The 17278-nt window shown below is 67.2% G+C and carries 17 protein-coding genes; 14 read left to right on the top strand and 3 right to left on the bottom strand.

Annotation, left to right across the window (positions count from 1 at the left end):
• From AC27VE_RS15445 to AC27VE_RS15425, 5 genes are all read left to right on the top strand, one after another.
• Positions 1 to 552, top strand: a 552-nt coding sequence (locus tag AC27VE_RS15445) for an SDR family NAD(P)-dependent oxidoreductase (protein ID WP_488704365.1), incomplete at its 5' end; no start/stop codon positions are given.
• A gap of 9 nt (positions 553 to 561) precedes the next feature.
• Entirely contained in the window at positions 562 to 1290 is a 729-nt protein-coding gene (locus tag AC27VE_RS15440; RefSeq protein ID WP_488704364.1) for an SDR family NAD(P)-dependent oxidoreductase, read from the top strand.
• 5 nt (positions 1291 to 1295) lie between these two features.
• The gene (locus tag AC27VE_RS15435; protein WP_488704363.1) at positions 1296 to 3002 is read left to right on the top strand and encodes an FAD-dependent oxidoreductase; all 1707 of its coding nucleotides are present in this window, start codon (positions 1296 to 1298) and stop codon (positions 3000 to 3002) included.
• Positions 3003 to 3026: 24 nt separating this feature from the next.
• Complete coding sequence (locus tag AC27VE_RS15430; RefSeq protein WP_088591094.1) at positions 3027 to 3626, top strand: glutathione S-transferase; 600 nt, start codon at positions 3027 to 3029, stop codon at positions 3624 to 3626.
• Positions 3627 to 3867: 241 nt separating this feature from the next.
• A complete protein-coding gene (locus AC27VE_RS15425) occupies positions 3868 to 4458 on the top strand; it encodes a hypothetical protein (protein ID WP_488704362.1) in 591 nt (196 codons plus the stop codon).
• A gap of 120 nt (positions 4459 to 4578) precedes the next feature.
• Here the strand turns inward: AC27VE_RS15425 and AC27VE_RS15420 are convergent, their stop codons facing one another.
• Complete coding sequence (locus AC27VE_RS15420; RefSeq protein WP_006227146.1) at positions 4579 to 5916, bottom strand: DUF3100 domain-containing protein; 1338 nt, start codon at positions 5914 to 5916, stop codon at positions 4579 to 4581.
• Between the two features lie 256 nt (positions 5917 to 6172).
• Between AC27VE_RS15420 and AC27VE_RS15415 the strand changes: the two genes are divergently transcribed.
• The 4 genes from AC27VE_RS15415 (at position 6173) to AC27VE_RS15400 (ending at position 10197) form a co-directional block, all read left to right on the top strand.
• Complete coding sequence (locus tag AC27VE_RS15415) at positions 6173 to 7108, top strand: LysR family transcriptional regulator (RefSeq protein WP_006227145.1); 936 nt, start codon at positions 6173 to 6175, stop codon at positions 7106 to 7108.
• A gap of 74 nt (positions 7109 to 7182) precedes the next feature.
• On the top strand, positions 7183 to 7374 hold the full coding sequence (locus tag AC27VE_RS15410; RefSeq protein ID WP_183015691.1) for a DUF2970 domain-containing protein: 192 nt from the start codon (positions 7183 to 7185) through the stop codon (positions 7372 to 7374).
• A 542-nt stretch (positions 7375 to 7916) separates the two neighbouring features.
• The gene (locus tag AC27VE_RS15405) at positions 7917 to 9659 is read left to right on the top strand and encodes a nitrite/sulfite reductase (protein WP_006227143.1); all 1743 of its coding nucleotides are present in this window, start codon (positions 7917 to 7919) and stop codon (positions 9657 to 9659) included.
• Positions 9652 to 10197, top strand: a complete 546-nt coding sequence (locus tag AC27VE_RS15400) for a DUF934 domain-containing protein (protein WP_006227142.1) — start codon at positions 9652 to 9654, stop codon at positions 10195 to 10197. The genes AC27VE_RS15405 and AC27VE_RS15400 overlap by 8 nt, the downstream gene beginning before the upstream one ends.
• On the opposite strand, the gene AC27VE_RS15395 is transcribed toward AC27VE_RS15400, so the two are convergent.
• Complete coding sequence (locus AC27VE_RS15395) at positions 10145 to 10951, bottom strand: IclR family transcriptional regulator (RefSeq protein ID WP_488704361.1); 807 nt, start codon at positions 10949 to 10951, stop codon at positions 10145 to 10147. The two genes, AC27VE_RS15400 and AC27VE_RS15395, sit on opposite strands and share 53 nt — an antisense overlap.
• A 102-nt stretch (positions 10952 to 11053) precedes the next feature.
• Between AC27VE_RS15395 and AC27VE_RS15390 the strand changes: the two genes are divergently transcribed.
• From AC27VE_RS15390 to AC27VE_RS15375, 4 genes are read left to right on the top strand one after another with little or no spacing between them, the layout of a single operon-like run.
• Complete coding sequence (locus AC27VE_RS15390) at positions 11054 to 12043, top strand: Bug family tripartite tricarboxylate transporter substrate binding protein (RefSeq protein WP_488704360.1); 990 nt, start codon at positions 11054 to 11056, stop codon at positions 12041 to 12043.
• A gap of 17 nt (positions 12044 to 12060) precedes the next feature.
• Positions 12061 to 13581: a class I adenylate-forming enzyme family protein gene (locus AC27VE_RS15385; protein ID WP_488704359.1), complete on the top strand. Its 1521-nt coding sequence runs from the start codon at positions 12061 to 12063 to the stop codon at positions 13579 to 13581.
• Positions 13578 to 14369 carry a citryl-CoA lyase gene (locus tag AC27VE_RS15380; protein WP_088588885.1) on the top strand — a complete coding sequence of 264 codons (792 nt, stop codon included), beginning with the start codon at positions 13578 to 13580 and terminating at the stop codon, positions 14367 to 14369. The genes AC27VE_RS15385 and AC27VE_RS15380 overlap by 4 nt, the downstream gene beginning before the upstream one ends.
• Positions 14366 to 15181 carry an SDR family NAD(P)-dependent oxidoreductase gene (locus AC27VE_RS15375; protein WP_427960722.1) on the top strand — a complete coding sequence of 272 codons (816 nt, stop codon included), beginning with the start codon at positions 14366 to 14368 and terminating at the stop codon, positions 15179 to 15181. Before AC27VE_RS15380 ends, AC27VE_RS15375 begins: the two co-directional genes overlap by 4 nt.
• Positions 15182 to 15209: 28 nt before the next feature.
• Here AC27VE_RS15375 and AC27VE_RS15370 read toward each other — a convergent pair whose 3' ends face one another.
• On the bottom strand, positions 15210 to 16004 hold the full coding sequence (locus AC27VE_RS15370) for a MetQ/NlpA family ABC transporter substrate-binding protein (RefSeq protein WP_088588883.1): 795 nt from the start codon (positions 16002 to 16004) through the stop codon (positions 15210 to 15212).
• Positions 16005 to 16177: 173 nt separating this feature from the next.
• Between AC27VE_RS15370 and AC27VE_RS15365 the strand changes: the two genes are divergently transcribed.
• On the top strand, positions 16178 to 17251 hold the full coding sequence (locus AC27VE_RS15365) for a tetratricopeptide repeat protein (protein WP_488704358.1): 1074 nt from the start codon (positions 16178 to 16180) through the stop codon (positions 17249 to 17251).
• Positions 17252 to 17278 lie beyond the last annotated feature (27 nt).

Here is a 17278-nt window from a genome sequence, read left to right as displayed (position 1 = left end):
GGCGCCGTGCGCGCTTTTGCGGCGCACTGCGCGGCGCGCCACGGCAACCTGGACATCCTGATCAACAACGCCGGCATCTCGGCGCGCGCGCCGTTCGACGACCCGCAGACGCCCGCCATCTGGGACCGCGTCATGCAGGTCAATCTGCAAGGCACGTTCAACGTCACGCACGCCTTTGTCGAACAGCTCAAAGCCACGCGCGGCGCCATCGTCAACCTGTGCTCCATCGTGGCGTACGGCTGCGGCATTTCAACGGCGGGCTACGTCGTGTCCAAGGGCGGCGTGCGCTCGTTCACGGAAGTGCTGGCGCGCGATCTCGGCCCGCATGGCGTGCGCGTGAATGCGGTGGCGCCGGGCTTGATGGAGACCGACATGACGGCGGGCCAGCGCGCACAAGCCAACGGCACCGACTGGTACATGGGACGCGCCCCGCTGGCGCGCGCCGGCCGCGCGGACGAAATCGTCGGGCCCGTCCTGTTCCTGGCCTCGGACATGGCCAGCTATGTGAACGGCGTGGTGCTGCCTGTGGACGGCGGCTACCTGGCCGTATAAGGAGACACCATGAATCTGGGTACGGCACTAGTCACCGGCGGGGCAAGCGGAATGGGCCTGGCCATCGTCGAGCGCCTGGCGCGCGATGGCTTCAGCGTCGTGATGGCGGACCGCAACGGCGCGCTGGCGGAACAGGAATCCCAGGCGCTGCGCGCACGCGGGCTGCCGGTGGCGCACCGCGTCGTCGATCTGACGGATGAGGCGGCCACGCGGACAATGGTGTCCTCGCTGCCGCCACTGGCCGCGCTGGTCAACAACGCCGGCCTGTTCGACGAGCGCAAGTTCTTCGACGTCGGCACGGACGACTTCCGCCGCGCGTTCGACGTCAACCTGCTGGCGGTGGCGACGCTGACGCAGGAAGCCGCACGCACCATGGCGGCGGGCGCCAAGATCGTCAACATCGCGTCGCGCGCCTATCTGGGCGCAAAGAACCATCCTCACTACGTGGCCTCGAAAGCGGCGTTGGTGGGCTATACACGCGCCGCCGCCATGGAGCTGGCATCGCGCGGAATTCTGGTCAACGCCATCGCCCCCGGCCTGATCGACACGCCGCTCTTGCGCAACCTGACGCCTGATCGCCTGGCGGCGCAACTGGCCTTGCAGCCCACCGGCCGCGCGGGCCAGCCGCAAGACATCGCCAATGCCGTGTCCTTCCTGGCCGCGCCGCACATGGATTTCATCACCGGCCAGGTCCTCTTTGTGGACGGCGGCAAATCGCTGGGCGGGTCGGGAGCATAAGCAGCATGGACAGCATCAAGTGGGACAAGGAAGTCGACGCGCTGGTGGTCGGTTCCGGCGCGGGCGGCATGGCGGCGGCGCTGACGGCACATGAGGAAGGGTTGGACGTGCTGCTAGTCGAGAAGACCGGCCGCATCGGCGGCTCGACGGCGATTTCCGGCGGCGCGCTGTGGATACCGCTGAATGCGCAGACGGACAGCGCCGGACACCCCGACAGCTTCGACAAGGTCTGGACGTATCTGGAACAGACCGTTGGCGCCGCGGCGTCAGACGAGATGAAGCGCACCTATCTGGAGGCCGGTCCGCGCATGATGGATTACCTTGTGTCACGCGGCTTCCTGGACGTAGCCGCGCGCACCGCATCGCCCGACTATTACCCTGACCGGCCGGGCGCGGCGATGGGCGGCCGATCGCTGGACCCGGTGGAGTTCGACGGCAGGAAGCTTGGCCGCCACTTCCGCACGCTGCGCGATCCGTTGAAGGAATTCACGGTGCTGGGCGGCATGATGGTCAACATCACCGACGTGCGCCATCTGCTGCGCGCCACGCGCGCGTTTGGCGCCTGGCGCCACAGCATGAAGCTGGTGCTGCGCTTTGCAGCGGACCGCTTGCGAGGCTATCACCGGGGAACCCGGCTGCTGCTGGGCAACGCGCTGGCCGCGCAGCTGTTCCATGGTTTGCTGACGCGCGGCGTCGCCTATTGGCTGAACGCGCCCGTGCAGGCCCTGCACCGCGATGCCGCCGGCCGCGTGCTGGGCGCCTCGGTCGTACAGGGCGGCAAGTCCGTGAACATCCGGGCCCGTCGCGGCGTGGTCATGGCGACCGGCGGCTTCCCGTGGGACCTCGAGCGCCGCGCCCACACCTATCCGCAGCCCACCGGCGACTGGTCCATGGCGCCGCGCGACAACACCGGCGACGGCATCCGCTTGTCGGAACAGGCAGGCGCCGCCCTGGGCACGGGCTACGCCAGCCCCGCCTTCTGGGCGCCGGTCTCCCTGCTGGAAACGGGCGACGGCAAACGCCTGCATTACCCGCACCTGGTGTGGGACCGCGCCAAGCCCGGCCTGATCGCCGTGAACGGCGCGGGCGAGCGCTTCGTGAACGAATCCACGTCGTATCACGAGTTCGTGCAGGGCATGTACCGCAGCAACAAGACCGTGACCACCATCCCCGCGTTCCTGATCTGCGACCAACGCTTCATCGACACCTGGGGCCTGGGCCTGGCGCTGCCGGGCGGCCGCCCCCGCCAACACCTGATCGACGCCGGCTATCTGATCCAGGCGCCCACGTTGGCGGCGCTGGCCGCCAAGATCGGCGCGCCGGCCAGCGCGCTGGCGGCCACCGTCGCGCGCTACAACACTTACGCCGCCCAAGGCCAGGATCCGGATTTCGGCAAAGGCGGCACCGCCTACAACCGCTATCTGGGCGATCCGGAGCACCAACCCAACCCCTGCCTGGCCCCGCTTGCCGACGGCCCCTGCTACGCGGTCAAGGTTTACCCCGGCGACATCGGCACCGCCTGCGGCATCGCGGCGAACGCCAACGCCCAGGCCGTGGACACCGCGGGCGCGCCCATCCCCGGCCTGTACGTGGCCGGCAACGATATGCAGTCCGTGATGGGCGGCGCCTACCCGGCGCCCGGCATTACGCTGGGCCCGGCCCTGACCTTCGGCTGGGTGGCTGGACAACACCTGGCCCATGCACAACACTGACGCCTCTTACCGACAAGGACCCCCATGAAGATCTTCCACTCGCCCGCTTCGCCATTCGTCCGCAAATGCATGGTCGTCGCGCATGAGCTCGGCCTGGCCGACCGCATCGAAAAGCTGCCCAGCGCCGCCGGCCCCGTCGCCCGCGACCAGACCATCATCCCCAGCAACCCGCTGGGCCAGGTGCCCACCTTCATTGCCGACGATGGCCAGTCGATCTTCGACAGCCGCGTGGTGTGCGAATACCTGAACGATCTGGGAGGCGGCGCGCTGTTCCCGACCGACGGCACGCGCTGGCAGGTGCTGACCCAGCAATCGATGGCCGACGGCATGATGGGCGCCGCCTTGCTGGCCCGCTATGAAACCGCGCTGCGCCCGGAGGCGCTGCGCTGGGACGGCTGGGTCGATGGCCAGTTGGGCAAGGTCCGCGACGGTCTCGCGCTGGTTGAAAAGCATGCCGCATCGCTGGAAGGCCGCCTGGACATCGGCGTCATCACCATCGGCTGCGCGCTGGGTTACCTGGACTTCCGCTTCCCCGACCTGAACTGGCGCGACGGACACCCCGCCACCGCCGCCTGGTACGAAGCGTTCAGCCAACGCCCCTCCATGCAGGCCACCAAGCCCTGAGCGTTTGGGGCAGGCGGTGCGGCCGGGAAACCCCGCCGGAGTCCCGTCCCGCCGCCCGCCTGGTACGGCGCCGCCCCACGGGCGCCGCCGCTCGGCCCCTGGCTTCGGCCAGGGGCCTTTTTTTGCTTGGGGCGGCCCCAGGTAAAAAGCCCGCTCGGGGGCCGCACGCTTTCCTGTTACAGTGAACTTGTCACCCGCTGGCCAGACCAAACTTCTGGCCCACCACGACAAGGAGCCCCGCATGAACGTTGCTGCGATCTCCGCTGTTCCCCGCGTCGCCGCGCCCTACCCGGCGCGCATCCCGATGCTGGACGACACCCGTCCCACCTGGGAAGCCGAACGTCTGGCCCAAAACGCTGCCGCGCGTCAGGCGCAGCGCGCGGCGCAAGCCACGACAGCCTGGGAAGCCCAACGCGTCGCCCGACTGCGTGACGCCGATCCTCCCTCTGCCTTTGGCGTATTCGCCCGGAACGCGCATGCCGGCGCCGATGCGCCACACGTGCCGCCTGCTGCGCCGCAGGTCAATCTGGATGCGCTGCGCGATCAGTACGCCGACATCCGCATGCGCCGCGCCGTCGACGACTTCACAGCGCAACCGGATCCGCTGGCGCAGCGCGCCGGCAGCGCCAATGATCTGGGCACCATCGAAGGACTGACGCCGCTGCAGCCCTACCGGGTTGCGATGGGCAATCCGCAAGTCCAGGAATGGCAGGCCGCCGTGGCCGTGAAGGCGGCTGGCGTCGGCGTGCCCGCCGTGGCCAACATCGGCGCCACCGAAAACGTCACCGACAACGCACGCTACCGTCCCGGCGTGACACCCGACGCGCGCTGAGCGCCTTTTGCGGCCGCTTCGGCAGTCATCCCGGCGGCCACGCCATGACGCCCGCCGCAAAAGAAAAAGCCGCCTGTCGCCAGGCGGCTTTTTCGTTGACCGATGGTCAGGCGCGATGGATCAGTGGAAGAATTCCGCGATCATCGTGGCGCCCAGGAAGGTGCCGGCGTTGGCGGCCAGGGACACCACCACGATCTTCCAGCCCAGCTTGCGGAAAGCGGGCAGGTCCTTGAGGATCGACAGGCCGGCCATGGCCAGAATCACGGTCGTGAACGGCAGGAAGTTCACCTTGCCGACGGCGGCGATGATCTGGTCCGAGTACGGCAGCACGCCGGGGCAGCCCGCGGTCATGGCGATCAGCGACAGCACGGCCACGGCGGGCAGCTTGGGCAACACGCGCAGGATCAGGTCGGTCAGGACCACCAGCAGGATGATGATGCCCATGCCCGGCAGCGCGTCCAGGAACGGCACGTTGTAGCCCAGGCGGTTGCCCACCAGTGCGAACAGGCCGCAGACCAGATAGGCGGTCAGGCGATCGCCAAAGCCCATCTTGGCGCCATGCGCCGGCACGTCTTCCGACACGCTGCTCTCGACAACGGCTTCGGACGCCTTGCTGCGCGAGAAACGGCCCAGCACGGGTTCCAGCTTGCCGTACAGGAAGATGGTCGTGGGCAGCGAGATGAACAGCGTGAAGTACACGCCGACCACCGTCGTCAACAGGTTGGCGGCGGCGGCCAGGGCGGCCACCTGGTGCGCCATTTCCGGCGTCTGCTGGGACGCGATGGCGCCCACGCCGGCAGCCATCATGCTGCCCGAGCCCACGCCGGCGCCCATGGCGAGCGAACGCGGATCAAAGATGTTCAGGCTGGTAATGAAGCCGGCCATCAGCGCCACGAACAGCGCGCCGATCACGGTGCCCGTGATGTACTCGGCCATCACGCCGCGGCCTTCCGGCGAATTCATGCCGTAGCGCTCGCCGATGATGGCCAGGCTGGGCTCACGGCCCACCGAGAAGGTGGCGCCGATGGCTTCACGCTTGATGCCCAGCAGCAGCGCCAGCGGCAGGCCGATGGCCATGGTGCCGAAGAAGTGGCCGAATTCCTGGAACACCAGGGCCCAGCCGGCTTCGCGCACCTGCGGCAGCGATCCGCCCACCATCAGGCCCAGCTTGGCCAGGAACGGCAACAGCGCGTACTGCAGATAGCCGCTGATGCGGGTCTGCATGGCCTTGTCGATGCCCGAACCCGCCGGCAGGCGCTGGCCGAAAGCGGCCACGACCGCGCCGATGAAGATGGCCCAGAGCATCGGTTGCAGAACGATCTTGCCCGGGCCTACCGCGAACGTGACACTGCCGATCGCTTCGGAAATGACGACCACCAGCAAAATGGCGGCCAGCATGCGAATGCGGGCGGATAGCGGCATGGAAGGCGCGGCCAGACTGACGCTGGCGTGAGACATCGAATTCCCCTGATGAACGTGAATAAGTTTTCGTAGCGCCACGGCGGCGCATTGCGGCGGCGGCGCGGGCAGCAGGCGGGATTTTCGCCCGGGGGCCTCGCGGGCAACCATGACACCACTTGCGCATTAGCGTTGCGTAAAATGCAACGCACAGCCTTTTCCTGGGAAAATTTTGCAAGTTATCCCGTATTTTACGGGTAAACCCTAGGTTGGCACTGTGGATCTCCCGCCGCACTCCGCTTTGAAGAGCCCCGCCATGGACGAAAAACTCGACGCCCGCCGCACCCACTATTTCATGCAGGTCATGAGCCGCGGCTCGGTGCGCGGCGCCGCCGAAGTGCTGGACATGGACCCCTCCGCCGTCAGCCGCGCCATCGCCGCGCTGGAGCGCGACTGCGGCATGGCCCTGTTCGAACGCCGCGGGCGCGGGGTGGTGCCCACGGACGCGGGCCATATCCTCGCCCGCTATGTGAAACGCCAGCAGAACATCCAGGAGAGCTTCTTTTCCGAGATCGACAGCCTGCGCAAGGCCGAACGCGGCCATATCGACCTGGTGCTGGGCGAAGGCTTCGTCGAACTGATGTTCGACCGCGTGCTGCCCGGCTACTGGCGCAGCCACCCCGAGGTCACGCTGGACATCGACGTGGCCCGCACCTCCGAGATCGTGCAGCGCATCGTGGACGACCGCGCCTATATAGGATTGGTGTTCCAGCCGCCCAACGACGCCCGCCTGCGCACCCACTATTCGCGCCCAGAGCCCATCCGCGCCATCGTCCGACAGGATCACCCCCTGACCCGGCTGGATCGCCCCCTGCTGCTGACCGACCTGGCGGACTATCCGGGCGCGTCCATGCAGGAAGGCTTTGGCGTGCGCCAGCACATCCAGGCGGCCGAGATCAGCGAACAAGTGCGGCTGCGCAATGTGCTGACCACCTCTTCCTTTAAAGCGTTGTGGCAGTTTGCCGCAGCCGGCATCGGCTACGCGCTGACGCCGCCCATTGCCGTCACGGCCGACATGCGGGCGCAGCGGCTGGCCAGCCTGCCGCTGGCCAATCCCATCCTGAACCAGGGCAGCCTGCACGTGCTGAGCCGCGCGGGCCGCCACATCTCGCCCGCTGCGCGGGAGCTGCTGGACCACATCGTGCGCGGCATCGGCGCCCCCGGGGCGCCCGCATCTGATATGGTCGGTTGACGCGAATCTGCCTCTGTTTGGCGCGGACGGCACGGCCTACAGTGCCGTATCCCCTCATCCGCCAGGAGGCACATATGCTTAGTTTCCTGCGCACGGTCCGCTCCGTGCTCTGGGGTTTTTTCGGCGTGCGCCGCGGCCGCGGCTACCAGGCCGACATCGCCCACAACAAACCCGGCCCCCTGATCGCCACCGGCCTGCTCCTGGCCGCCTGCCTGGTGATCATCCTGGTCTTCGTCGCGCGCTGGGCAGTGAACGCGGCGCTGTAACGCCAACCGCGATTCGCGCTACCACCCACGACCGGCACCATACGGTCTGCGCGCTGGTGGTCTGCGCGCCGGTTTCTGCGTGCCCGTGTTCTACGCCCCGGGCTAAAACGTAGGATGGGTGGAGCGCGAGAGTTCTTTAAGCAAGAACATTGCCGCCCAGCGCGCGCAACCCATCAAGCGGCGGTTGCGTTGTAGCTGAAGCCGCCAAGACATCACCGCTGCTTGATGGGTTACGCGCGCTGAAAGCCTTCTTTCTAATAGAGCCCTCCTCGCGCTCCACCCATCCTACGTCCCCTGCTGAGCTTATGCAGTGCGCGCAGCGTGAGGCCTCCTTCCCCGCCGGGCCGCCCCAAGGAGGAAGGACGCCCCCTCGGGGGGCAGCAAGCGCGCGTAGCGCGTGCAGCGTGGGGGCCTTATTTCCTTATTACCAGAATGACTTAGACGCTGATATCTGCTGCCTGTTACGGTTATGAATCCCCTATTTCCGCCGCCCTGCGCCGGACGCTGGGACTCAGACCGAGAAGACTTCAAGGGCAGTAGACATGTACGTGTATGACCCCGTCGACCAGCAGCTTGTCGAGCAGCGTGTGGCGCAATTTGCCGACCAGACGCGCCGCTTCCTCGACGGCCAGCTCACCGAAGATGAATTCCGCGTTCTGCGCCTGCAGAACGGCCTGTACATCCAACGCCACGCGCCCATGCTGCGCGTCGCCATTCCGTACGGCATGCTGGCGTCGCGCCAGCTGCGCACCCTGGCGCACATCGCGCGCAAGTGGGATCGCGGCTATGGCCACTTCAGCACCCGCCAGAACATCCAGTTCAATTGGCCGAAACTGGAAGACGTGCCGGACATCCTGGCGGAACTTGCCACCGTCCAGATGCACGCCATCCAGACCAGCGGCAACTGCATCCGCAACACCACAACCGACCATTTCGCCGGCGTCGCGCCGGACGAACTCGTGGACCCGCTCGTCTGGTGCGAGATCATCCGCCAGTGGTCCACGCTGCACCCGGAATTCGCCTTCCTCCCGCGCAAGTTCAAGATCGCCGTCAGCGGCGCCGTGCAAGACCGCGCCGCAGTCGGCGTGCACGACATCGGCCTGCAAGCCGTTGAACGCGACGGCAAGCTGGGCTTTCGCGTCTGGGTGGGCGGCGGCATGGGCCGCACGCCCATCGTCGGCAAGCTGATCAACCCCTTCGTCGAATGGCAGGACCTGCTGACCTACATGCAGGCTGCCTTGCGCGTCTACAACCTGCACGGCCGCCGCGACAACAAGTACAAGGCCCGCATCAAGATCCTGGTCAAGGATCTGACGCCGGAGGTCTACGCGCAGCAGGTCGATGAACAGTGGCAGCTCATCAAGGGCGGCCCCGACACCATCACCCAGGAATTCGTCGACAGCATCAAGGCGCGCTTCGTCTGGCCGCAGTACGACGCGGCCGCCGCCGAAGAAACCGACAACACCGATGCGCTGGCCGCGGGCGACAAGCGCTTTGCGCGCTGGCTGCGCACCAACGTGCACGCGCACAAGGTCGCCGGCTACGCCGCCGTCAGCGTGTCGCTCAAGCCCACCGGCGTGCCGCCGGGCGACATCACCGCCGACCAGATGGACGCCGTGGCCGACCTGGCCGACGCCTATGGCTTCGGCGAACTGCGCGTCTCGCACGAGCAGAACCTGATACTGGCCGACGTGCGCCGTTCGCGGCTGCACGAACTCTGGCAGAAGCTGGAAGCGCTGAACCTGGCCACGCCCAACATCGGCCTCTTGACCAACATCATCGCCTGTCCCGGCGGAGACTTCTGCGCGCTGGCCAACGCGGTCTCCATCCCTGTCGCCGAAGCCATCCAGCGCCAGTTCGACGACCTGGACTACCTGTTCGAGATCGGCGAGCTGGACCTGAACATCTCGGGCTGCATCAATTCCTGTGGCCACCATCACGTGGGTCACATCGGCATCCTGGGCGTCGATAAGGCCGGTGAAGAGTGGTATCAGGTCACGCTGGGCGGCCGCCAGAACGGCGGCGCCAAGCCTCTGCCCGACCTGGAATCCACGCGCGGCGGCGGTGCTGCCGTCGGCCGCATCATCGGCCCGTCGTTCGCCCGCGACCAGGTGCCCGGCGTGGTCGACCGCCTGATCCGCACCTACCTGGGATTGCGCGACAGCGAGATCGAACGCTTCATCGACGTGGTGGACCGCGTCGGCATCGACCCCTTCAAGCAGGACGTGTACGCTGATCCCGCCTTCGCCAAACCCGCACAAAGCGCCGAGCCCGCCCATGCCTGACCTGTACGCCCACGACGCCCCCGGCCCGCACCTGATCCGCGACGGACGCCTGCAAGCCGACACGGCGCGCCCCTTCGTCCCCGAACCCGAAGTGGCCGCCGAAGGCCAGGTACCCAGCGACGAACCCGGCTGGATCGTGCCGCTGTCCGTCTGGAAAACTTCGCGCGCGACCTTGCGCCGCCATCGGCACCCCGTTGCCGTGCAGTTGGAACCTGATGCCGACCTGCGCGAGCTGGCCGAGGCCGACGGCACGCTGGACCCGGCCGGCATCGCATTCATCGCGGTGGACTTTCCGAACTACACCGACGGCCGCGGCTATTCGCTGGCGCAGCTGCTGCGCACGCAATACCAATGGACGGGCGAGTTGCGCGCGGTCGGCGACGTGATGATCGACACCATCCACTACCAGGCACGCGTCGGTTTCAACAGCTTCCTGGTCAAGCCGGGCCACGACCCGCACAAGGCCCTGGACGCCTTCAAGACCTTTACCGTGCACTACCAGAAGACGTACCGGGCGCCGCCGCCGGCAGCCGCCTGACCTCGTCCTGCGCCAGCTGGCTGCGGATCAGTTCCGCGATGCTGCGCTGGCGCGGCGCCTGCATGCGGTCGATCAGGCTCGACACGCTGACGGCCAGGCGCGGGTAGCCGCCCGCGTCGCACAAGGCCACGCCGACCCCCAACACGCCCGGCACCGCGGCGTTGCCCACCACCGACCAGCCCCGATCCCGCGTGTTCTCGACCAGGCGGCGCATCTGCACGCCCGTCATACCGCCGTAGGCGCGCAGCACCTGTTCGTTCTGCGCCACCACCTCGTCGGCCTCTGCCGGCGGCAAGGCCGCCAGCAGCGCCAGACCCGCCGCCCCCACGCCCAAGGGTTGACGATGCCCCACCGTGACAGCCAGCACCTGCACCGGGTAGTTGCCCACTTCGCGGTGCAGGCATAGCGAATCGTTCGCGGCCCGGCAGATGAGAAACGCGGAGTCGCCCGTCACGTCGCTGATCTGGCGCAGCACCGGGCGCAGGCCGCGCACCGCCTGCGCGTGCGGATCGCCCGCCATCATCACCCCCAGTTCCGCGATGCGCCAGCGCGGCGCCTCGGACTCGCGAAGCGCATAGCCCTCTTCCACCAGCACGTCCAGATAGCGATAGGCGGTAGACCGCTGCATGCCGGCTGCGCGCGCGATGTCCACCACATGCATGCCCGCCGCTCCGGCCTGGCGCAACACCCCCAGCACGCGCAGCCCGCGACGCAGTACGACAGGCCCTGCGGTTTCGGATTCCGGTTTGTTCATATTTTGGACAGCTTGCGTTGATGACGGCCCTATCAAAGCCCAATATGAAATCGGGCAGACAAAGATCTGTCCAAATATTAGACAAACAGGACGGAGACAACCATGAAGACATTCACCAGGCGCCTGGCCGCCTTGGCGGCCGCCCTGGGCGGCGCGCTCATCGCCAGCCCCGCTGCCCTTGCGGCGAAGCCATATCCCGAACGGCCCGTCACCCTTGTCGTCGGCTATGCCGCCGGCGGCGCCACCGACATCGTCGCGCGCCTGATGGCCAAGTCGCTGTCGGAAACGCTGGGCCAGACCTTCGTGGTGGAAAACAAGACGGGCGCTAACAGCAACATCGGCGCGGAAATCGTGTCGCGAGCAGCCCCCGACGGCTACACGCTGTACATGGGCTCCATCGCCAACACGATCAACCGCACGCTGTATAGCCAGCTGAACTACGACTTCATCAAGGACTTCAAGCCCGTCGGCCTGGTGGCGACCATCCCCAACATCCTGGTCGTCAACCCCAAGGTGCCGGTCAAGACGGTGCAGGAATACATTGCCTACGCCAAGCAGCATCCTGGCAAGCTGACCTGCGCGTCCTCCGGCAGCGGCTCGTCCATCCATCTGTCGTGCGAACTGTTCAAGATGGAAACGGGCACCGACATCCTGCACGTGCCGTACCGGGGCAGCGGCCCCGCCGTGGCCGACCTGCTGGGCGGCCAGGTGGATTCCATGTTCGACAACCTGCCTTCGTCACTGCCCCACGTGCAGGCCGGCAAGCTGCGCGCCATCGGCGTCACCTCGCCCCAGCGCCTGCCGTCCACGCCGGACGTGCCCACGCTGGCCGAATCCGGGCTGCCCGGCTTCGACGTGGAATCGTGGTTCGGCCTGGTGGCGCCCGCGGGCACGCCCGCCCCCGTCATCGCGCGCCTGAACGAAGCGCTGAACCAGGCGCTGGCCAGCCCGGCGTTGCAGGCGTCCTACCAGCAGTCCGGCTTCTACGCGCCCGCCACGCCGAATACGCCCGAGACCTTCGCCAAGAAGATCGACAGTGAAATCGGCAAATGGGGCGCCGTCATCAAACGCGCCGACATCAAGGCCAACTAGGTTTTAAGGAGCACAGGGTGTACCCGATCGATTTCTTTTTCCGCGCCGCGGAGCAGTATCCCGAACGCGTGGCGCTGGACGGCCCGGAAGGCGCCGTCACCTATGCGCAGCTGGCGGCCGACACGCGGGCGTTGGCGGCCGCGCTGCAAGGGCTGGACCCCGACCCGCAGACCCGGGTAGCCATCTGCGCCGGCAACTCGGCGCGGCACATCCTGGCGCTGCTGGCCGTGTTGGCCAGCGGCAAAGTCTGGGTGCCGCTCAATTACCGCAGCACCGCGCGCGAGATCGGGCGCATCCTGGACGCCACCGAACCGTCCATCGTCATCGTCGACGCCGCCGGGGATCCCTTGGCGCCGCCCTCGGACAGCGCGCGCATCCATCTTGAGGACGGTCAGGAAGGCGACCGGGAAAACGGATTGCGCCTGCACGCCCTGCTGCAGCAATACGCCGGATGCGAGCCGGTGCGCCACGCGCAGTCGCGCGACGCCACGCAAGCCATCAAGTTCACTGGCGGCACCACCGGCCTGCCCAAGGGCGTGATGCAGCCGTACCGCGCCTGGAACGCGGGCATCATCAACCAGATCGCCAGCTGGGCGCTGACCTGCGACGACCGATACGTGGTGTCCGCCCCCATTACACACGGCACGGGCACATACCTGTTGCCCGTATTGGCCTGCGGCGGCGCGCACCTGCTGCTGGACGCCGTCACCCCCGCCACCATCACGGCGGCATTCCGCGAACGCGGCGGCACGCTGAGCTTCATGCCGCCCACGCTGATATACATGATCATGGCGCAGGAAGGCGTCTCGCGCGCAGACTTCCCCAAGCTGCGCAACCTGATCTATGGCGGCGCGCCGATGCCGCCCGAAAAGATCGACCGCGCGCGCGACTTCTTCGGCCCCGTGCTGGGCACCACCTACGGGCAGACCGAGGCGCCGCAGATCGCCACCGTGCTGCAGCCCGCCGACCTGGAAGCGCCGCAGAACCGCGCCTCGGTCGGGCGCGCAACGTGGCTGTCCGACGTGGCCATCATGGGCCCGGATGGCGCGCTCTTGCCGCGCGGCGAAATCGGGGAAGTCGTGGTGCACGGCGACCTGACGATGACCGGCTACTGGCGCCTGCCTGAGAAGACCGCCGAAACGCTTGTCGACGGCTGGCTCCATACGGGCGACACCGGCCTGATCGATGCGCGCGGCTACCTGTTCCTGAAGGATCGGCTGCGCGACGTCATCATCACCGGCGGCTTCAATGTCTATCCCGTGGATGTCGAAAACGCGCTGTCCTCGCACCCCGCGGTGTACGAATGCTCGGTGTTCGGCCTGCCCGACGACAAGTGGGGCGAAGCCGTCCACGCGGCCGTGCAGTTCCACCCCGGCGCACAGGCCGATGCCGACGCGCTGAAGGCCCACGTGCGCGCGCTGCTGGGTCCGGTGGCCACGCCCAAGCAATTCCATATCCATGACAGCCTGCCGCGCTCCAGCGTCGGCAAGGTCCTGAAGAACGCCGTGCGCGACGCCGCGCAAAAGGAGACGCCATGAACACGCCCGAAACCCGCCTCTGCGCCCATCACCTGACCGGGATGTCGTACCGCGACGTCGACCTGGTCGAAGACCTGATTGGCAAGAAGACCTTCACCGAAGTCATGATCATGCAGATTCTGGGCCGCGACGCGCGCCCGGTGGACATGCGCATCGTCGATGCCGTGCTGGTGACGCTGATGGAACACGGCATGACGCCCAGCGCGATCGCCACGCGCCTGATCTACATGAGCGCGCCCGAAAACCTGCAGGGCGCGGTCGCCTCCGGCCTGATGGCGGTGGGCAGCCAGTTCGTCGGCACCATGGAAAACTGCTCGCGCCTGCTGGACCGCATCAAGCAAGCGCCAGACGGCCGGGCCGAGGCGCTGGCCATCGCGCGCGAATTCCGCGAACAGCGCCGCGCCCTGCCCGGTTTCGGCCACCACCTGCACAAGCCCGACGACCCGCGTTCGATCAAGCTGCTGGCGTTGGCCGAGGCCGAGCCGGATCTAGACGGTGCATCGCTGAACGCGCTACGCCTGCTGGCCGCAGCAGTGGACGAGACCTATGGCAAACACATCACCATCAACGCCACGGGCGCGGTGGCCGCGCTGCTCAGCGAGATCGGCGTGCCGACCGACCTGATGCGCGGGTTCGCCGTGATCTCGCGCGCCGCCGGCCTGGTCTCGCACGTGGCCGAAGAACAGCAGAGCCCGTCCGGCCGCTACATCTGGGAAACCATCGACCACGCCATCCCCTACGTGGGTCGCGGCAAGACACACCAGCAAGACGGCGGGGAATCGGCATGACGACGGCCGGCACCGACACGCGCCTGGCGGGCAAGATCGCGCTGGTGGCTGGCGCAGGCACATCGGCCGCTGGCTGGAGCATCGGCCGCGCCAGCTGCGTGACGCTTGCGCGCCAAGGCGCGGCCATCGTGGCGTTGGACGCCAACCTGGCCGCCGCCGAAGACGCCGCGCATGAAGTCGCATTGGCGGGAGGCAGCGCCTTGGCCGTGCAGGCAGACGTGGCCGACCCGGACGCCATGCAGGCCGCGGTGGATGCCGCGCTGCGCCGCTACGGGCGCATCGATATCCTGCAAGCCAACGCGGGCATCGGCAAGGTGGGCGGGCCGGAAGAGATTTCGCTGGAAGACTGGGACCGCATCCAGCAAGTGAACGTGACCAGCCTGCTCATCGCCACGCGTCTGCTGGCGCCGCTGATGCGCAATCAAGGCGGCGGCGCGATCGTCACGGTGTCGTCCATCGCGGGCATCCGGTACACCGGCTATCCGCACCTGGCGTACAGCGTCAGCAAGGCCGCCGTGATTCATTTCGCGCGCATGGCGGCGCAGCAATACGCCGCCGACGGCATCCGTGTGAACACCGTCATCCCCGGCCTTATCGATACGCCGCGCGTGGCGCAGAACGTGGCGCGTATGTTCGATCCCGATGATCTCCAGGCGGCGCTGGCCGCGCGCGACAAGCAAGTGCCGATGGGTCGGATGGGCACGCCCTGGGAGGTCGCTAAAGCGGTGGCGTTCCTGGCGTCGGACGACGCGTCCTACATCACCGGCACCGAGCTGCTTGTCGATGGCGGGCTGACGGGGAAATACGCCTGACGGGCCGACCCGCCAGGCGCGGCGCCGCTTACCAGGACGTCGAGTAAGCGCCGGGGAACTGCTTGGCCACGAACGCCTTCACTTCATCCGACTGGTAGGCCTTGATGAAACGGGCGATGCGCGGATCGTTCTTGTTGTCTTCGCGCGCGGCGATCACCACGGCGGCAAACGGCGCGTCCTTGCTTTCCAGGGCCAGCGCGTCCTTGGCGGGCGACAGGCCCGCGGGGATGGCGTAGGCGGAATTCACGGCCGCCGCGTCCACATCCGACAGCGAATGCGGCAACTGCGCCGCTTCGATTTCGATGAACTTCAGGTTCTTGGGGTTCTCGACTACATCGAACAGCGACGCGGTCACCGTGACACCATCCTTCAGCTTGATCAGCTTGGCGGCCTGCAGCACCAGCAGCGCGCGGGCGCCGTTGGTCGGGTCATTCGGAATGGCTACCTTGCCGCCCTGCGGCAGGTCGTCCAGCGACTTCAGGCGCTTGGAATAGATGCCCATCTGCTGCACCACAGCGGTCGCCACGGGCACCAGCTTGTAGCCGCGCGCCTTGTTCTGCGAGTCCAGGAAAGGCTTGTGCTGGTAGATGTTCAGGTCCAGCTCCTTGGCATCCAGCGCGGCGTTCGGCTGGATGAAGTCGCTGAATTCGATCAGTTTCACTTTCAGGCCGTCCTTGGCCGCCACCTGCTGCACCACTTCGCCGATCTGCGCGTGCGGGCCGACAGTCACGCCCACCTTCAGTTCGGCGTCCTGCGCCATGGCCGGGCCGGCGGCAATACTGATCAACGAGGCAAGAACGGCCAGGGAATGGCGAAGGCGCATGATGGGACTCTACGGAAAGGAAGAATGACCCGCGATTCTAGTGAGCGTCCCTCAAAACCGGAAGCGATGAATATTCATATTGATATGTGCAAAACAGTATAAGGCATGCCGCCATGACAAGCCCGCGCCATGCGGACACAATAGCGGCTGCATTCATTCATCACGCCAACGCCATGCCCACGTCAAACGAACTCCATCCGCAGGCCCGCGCCCTGCTCGCCGACCACTACGCCGCCGTCGATGCGGACCTGCCTGCGCTGCTGGACCTGCTGTTCGCGCGCAGCGCCGGAGAAGACTGGCACAAGGCGGGCACGTTCAAGCACCACCTGCTGGGCGTGTACCGCACGCTGACGCTATGGAACCAGCCGCGCGAAGTGCGCCTGCTGGGCCTGTTCCATAGCGTCTACGGCAACGAATACGTGGACCTGACGCTGTTCGACCGCGAACGCGAGCGCTCCACCTTGCGCGAGGTGCTAGGCACGGAAGCCGAAGAATGGGTCAGCCTGTTCTGCGCGATGCCGCGCACGAAATTCGTGCAGGCCGTGCTGCAGGGCCAGGGCGCAGGCAACGATGGCTTGACGCTGGAAGGCGCCGACGGCCAGATATTCACCTTCACGCCGCGCCAGGTCGCCGCCTTCATCGTGGTGTCCGCCGCCGACATCGGCGAGCAATGGCACAGCTGGCAGGACGAGATCTTCGCCGGCTATCCGCAGCAGCAGCGCCGCGACCTGAAAACGAATTGGGCCTCGTCGCTGTGGCCCGGCCCGTTGAAGCCGCCGTCGAACATCCTGTCGATGCTGTCGCATCTGCTGGCGCCGCTGTCGCGCATGCCCGCAGACACCGGCATCCCCATCCCGCCCGCGTTCGAGCAATGCCACGCCACGCTCAGCCCGCGCGACGAAGCGGCCGCCAGCGCGCTGTACTGGCAGGTCATCACGCGCATGCATCCGCTGACGGAAATGGACAGCGCCCGACATCTGCTGGAAGCCGCGGTCGCGCACAACCCGTGGGTGGGCGAACCGCGCCTGCTGCTGGCACAGTTGGCGTTGACGTCGGGTGATTTCGATGCCGCCGAGCAGCATGCGGCCGCCGGACTGGCGGCCTTGCAGGCGTGGGGCACCGCATGGGACAAGCGCATCGAATGGGCAGGCTGGATGGCCTGGGCCCGCATCGAACTGCAGAACGCCCGCGCGCGCCAATGGCCGGAAAACCTGGCCGCGCTGAATGGGCTGGGGCTGGTGCAGTAGCCAGCAGCAGTGCCGTCGAGCCCAGGG

This window comes from Achromobacter sp. 18P8.1.1 (assembly GCF_057799415.1).
This window is presented reverse-complemented; position numbering and strand designations above follow the sequence as displayed.

Bases quoted from the DNA above. Each gene is read 5' to 3' on its own strand.
- AC27VE_RS15435 (WP_488704363.1), top strand. From the start codon at position 1,296: ATGGACAGCATCAAGTGGGACAAGGAAGTCGACGCGCTGGTGGTCGGT.
- AC27VE_RS15430 (WP_088591094.1), top strand. From the start codon at position 3,027: ATGAAGATCTTCCACTCGCCCGCTTCGCCATTCGTCCGCAAATGCATG.
- AC27VE_RS15380 (WP_088588885.1), top strand. From the start codon at position 13,578: ATGAACACGCCCGAAACCCGCCTCTGCGCCCATCACCTGACCGGGATG.
- AC27VE_RS15410 (WP_183015691.1), top strand. From the start codon at position 7,183: ATGCTTAGTTTCCTGCGCACGGTCCGCTCCGTGCTCTGGGGTTTTTTC.
- AC27VE_RS15440 (WP_488704364.1), top strand. From the start codon at position 562: ATGAATCTGGGTACGGCACTAGTCACCGGCGGGGCAAGCGGAATGGGC.
- AC27VE_RS15425 (WP_488704362.1), top strand. From the start codon at position 3,868: ATGAACGTTGCTGCGATCTCCGCTGTTCCCCGCGTCGCCGCGCCCTAC.
- AC27VE_RS15420 (WP_006227146.1), bottom strand. From the start codon at position 5,916: ATGTCTCACGCCAGCGTCAGTCTGGCCGCGCCTTCCATGCCGCTATCC.
- AC27VE_RS15375 (WP_427960722.1), top strand. From the start codon at position 14,366: ATGACGACGGCCGGCACCGACACGCGCCTGGCGGGCAAGATCGCGCTG.
- AC27VE_RS15395 (WP_488704361.1), bottom strand. From the start codon at position 10,951: ATGAACAAACCGGAATCCGAAACCGCAGGGCCTGTCGTACTGCGTCGC.
- AC27VE_RS15365 (WP_488704358.1), top strand. From the start codon at position 16,178: ATGCCCACGTCAAACGAACTCCATCCGCAGGCCCGCGCCCTGCTCGCC.
- AC27VE_RS15400 (WP_006227142.1), top strand. From the start codon at position 9,652: ATGCCTGACCTGTACGCCCACGACGCCCCCGGCCCGCACCTGATCCGC.
- AC27VE_RS15390 (WP_488704360.1), top strand. From the start codon at position 11,054: ATGAAGACATTCACCAGGCGCCTGGCCGCCTTGGCGGCCGCCCTGGGC.
- AC27VE_RS15415 (WP_006227145.1), top strand. From the start codon at position 6,173: ATGGACGAAAAACTCGACGCCCGCCGCACCCACTATTTCATGCAGGTC.
- AC27VE_RS15370 (WP_088588883.1), bottom strand. From the start codon at position 16,004: ATGCGCCTTCGCCATTCCCTGGCCGTTCTTGCCTCGTTGATCAGTATT.
- AC27VE_RS15405 (WP_006227143.1), top strand. From the start codon at position 7,917: ATGTACGTGTATGACCCCGTCGACCAGCAGCTTGTCGAGCAGCGTGTG.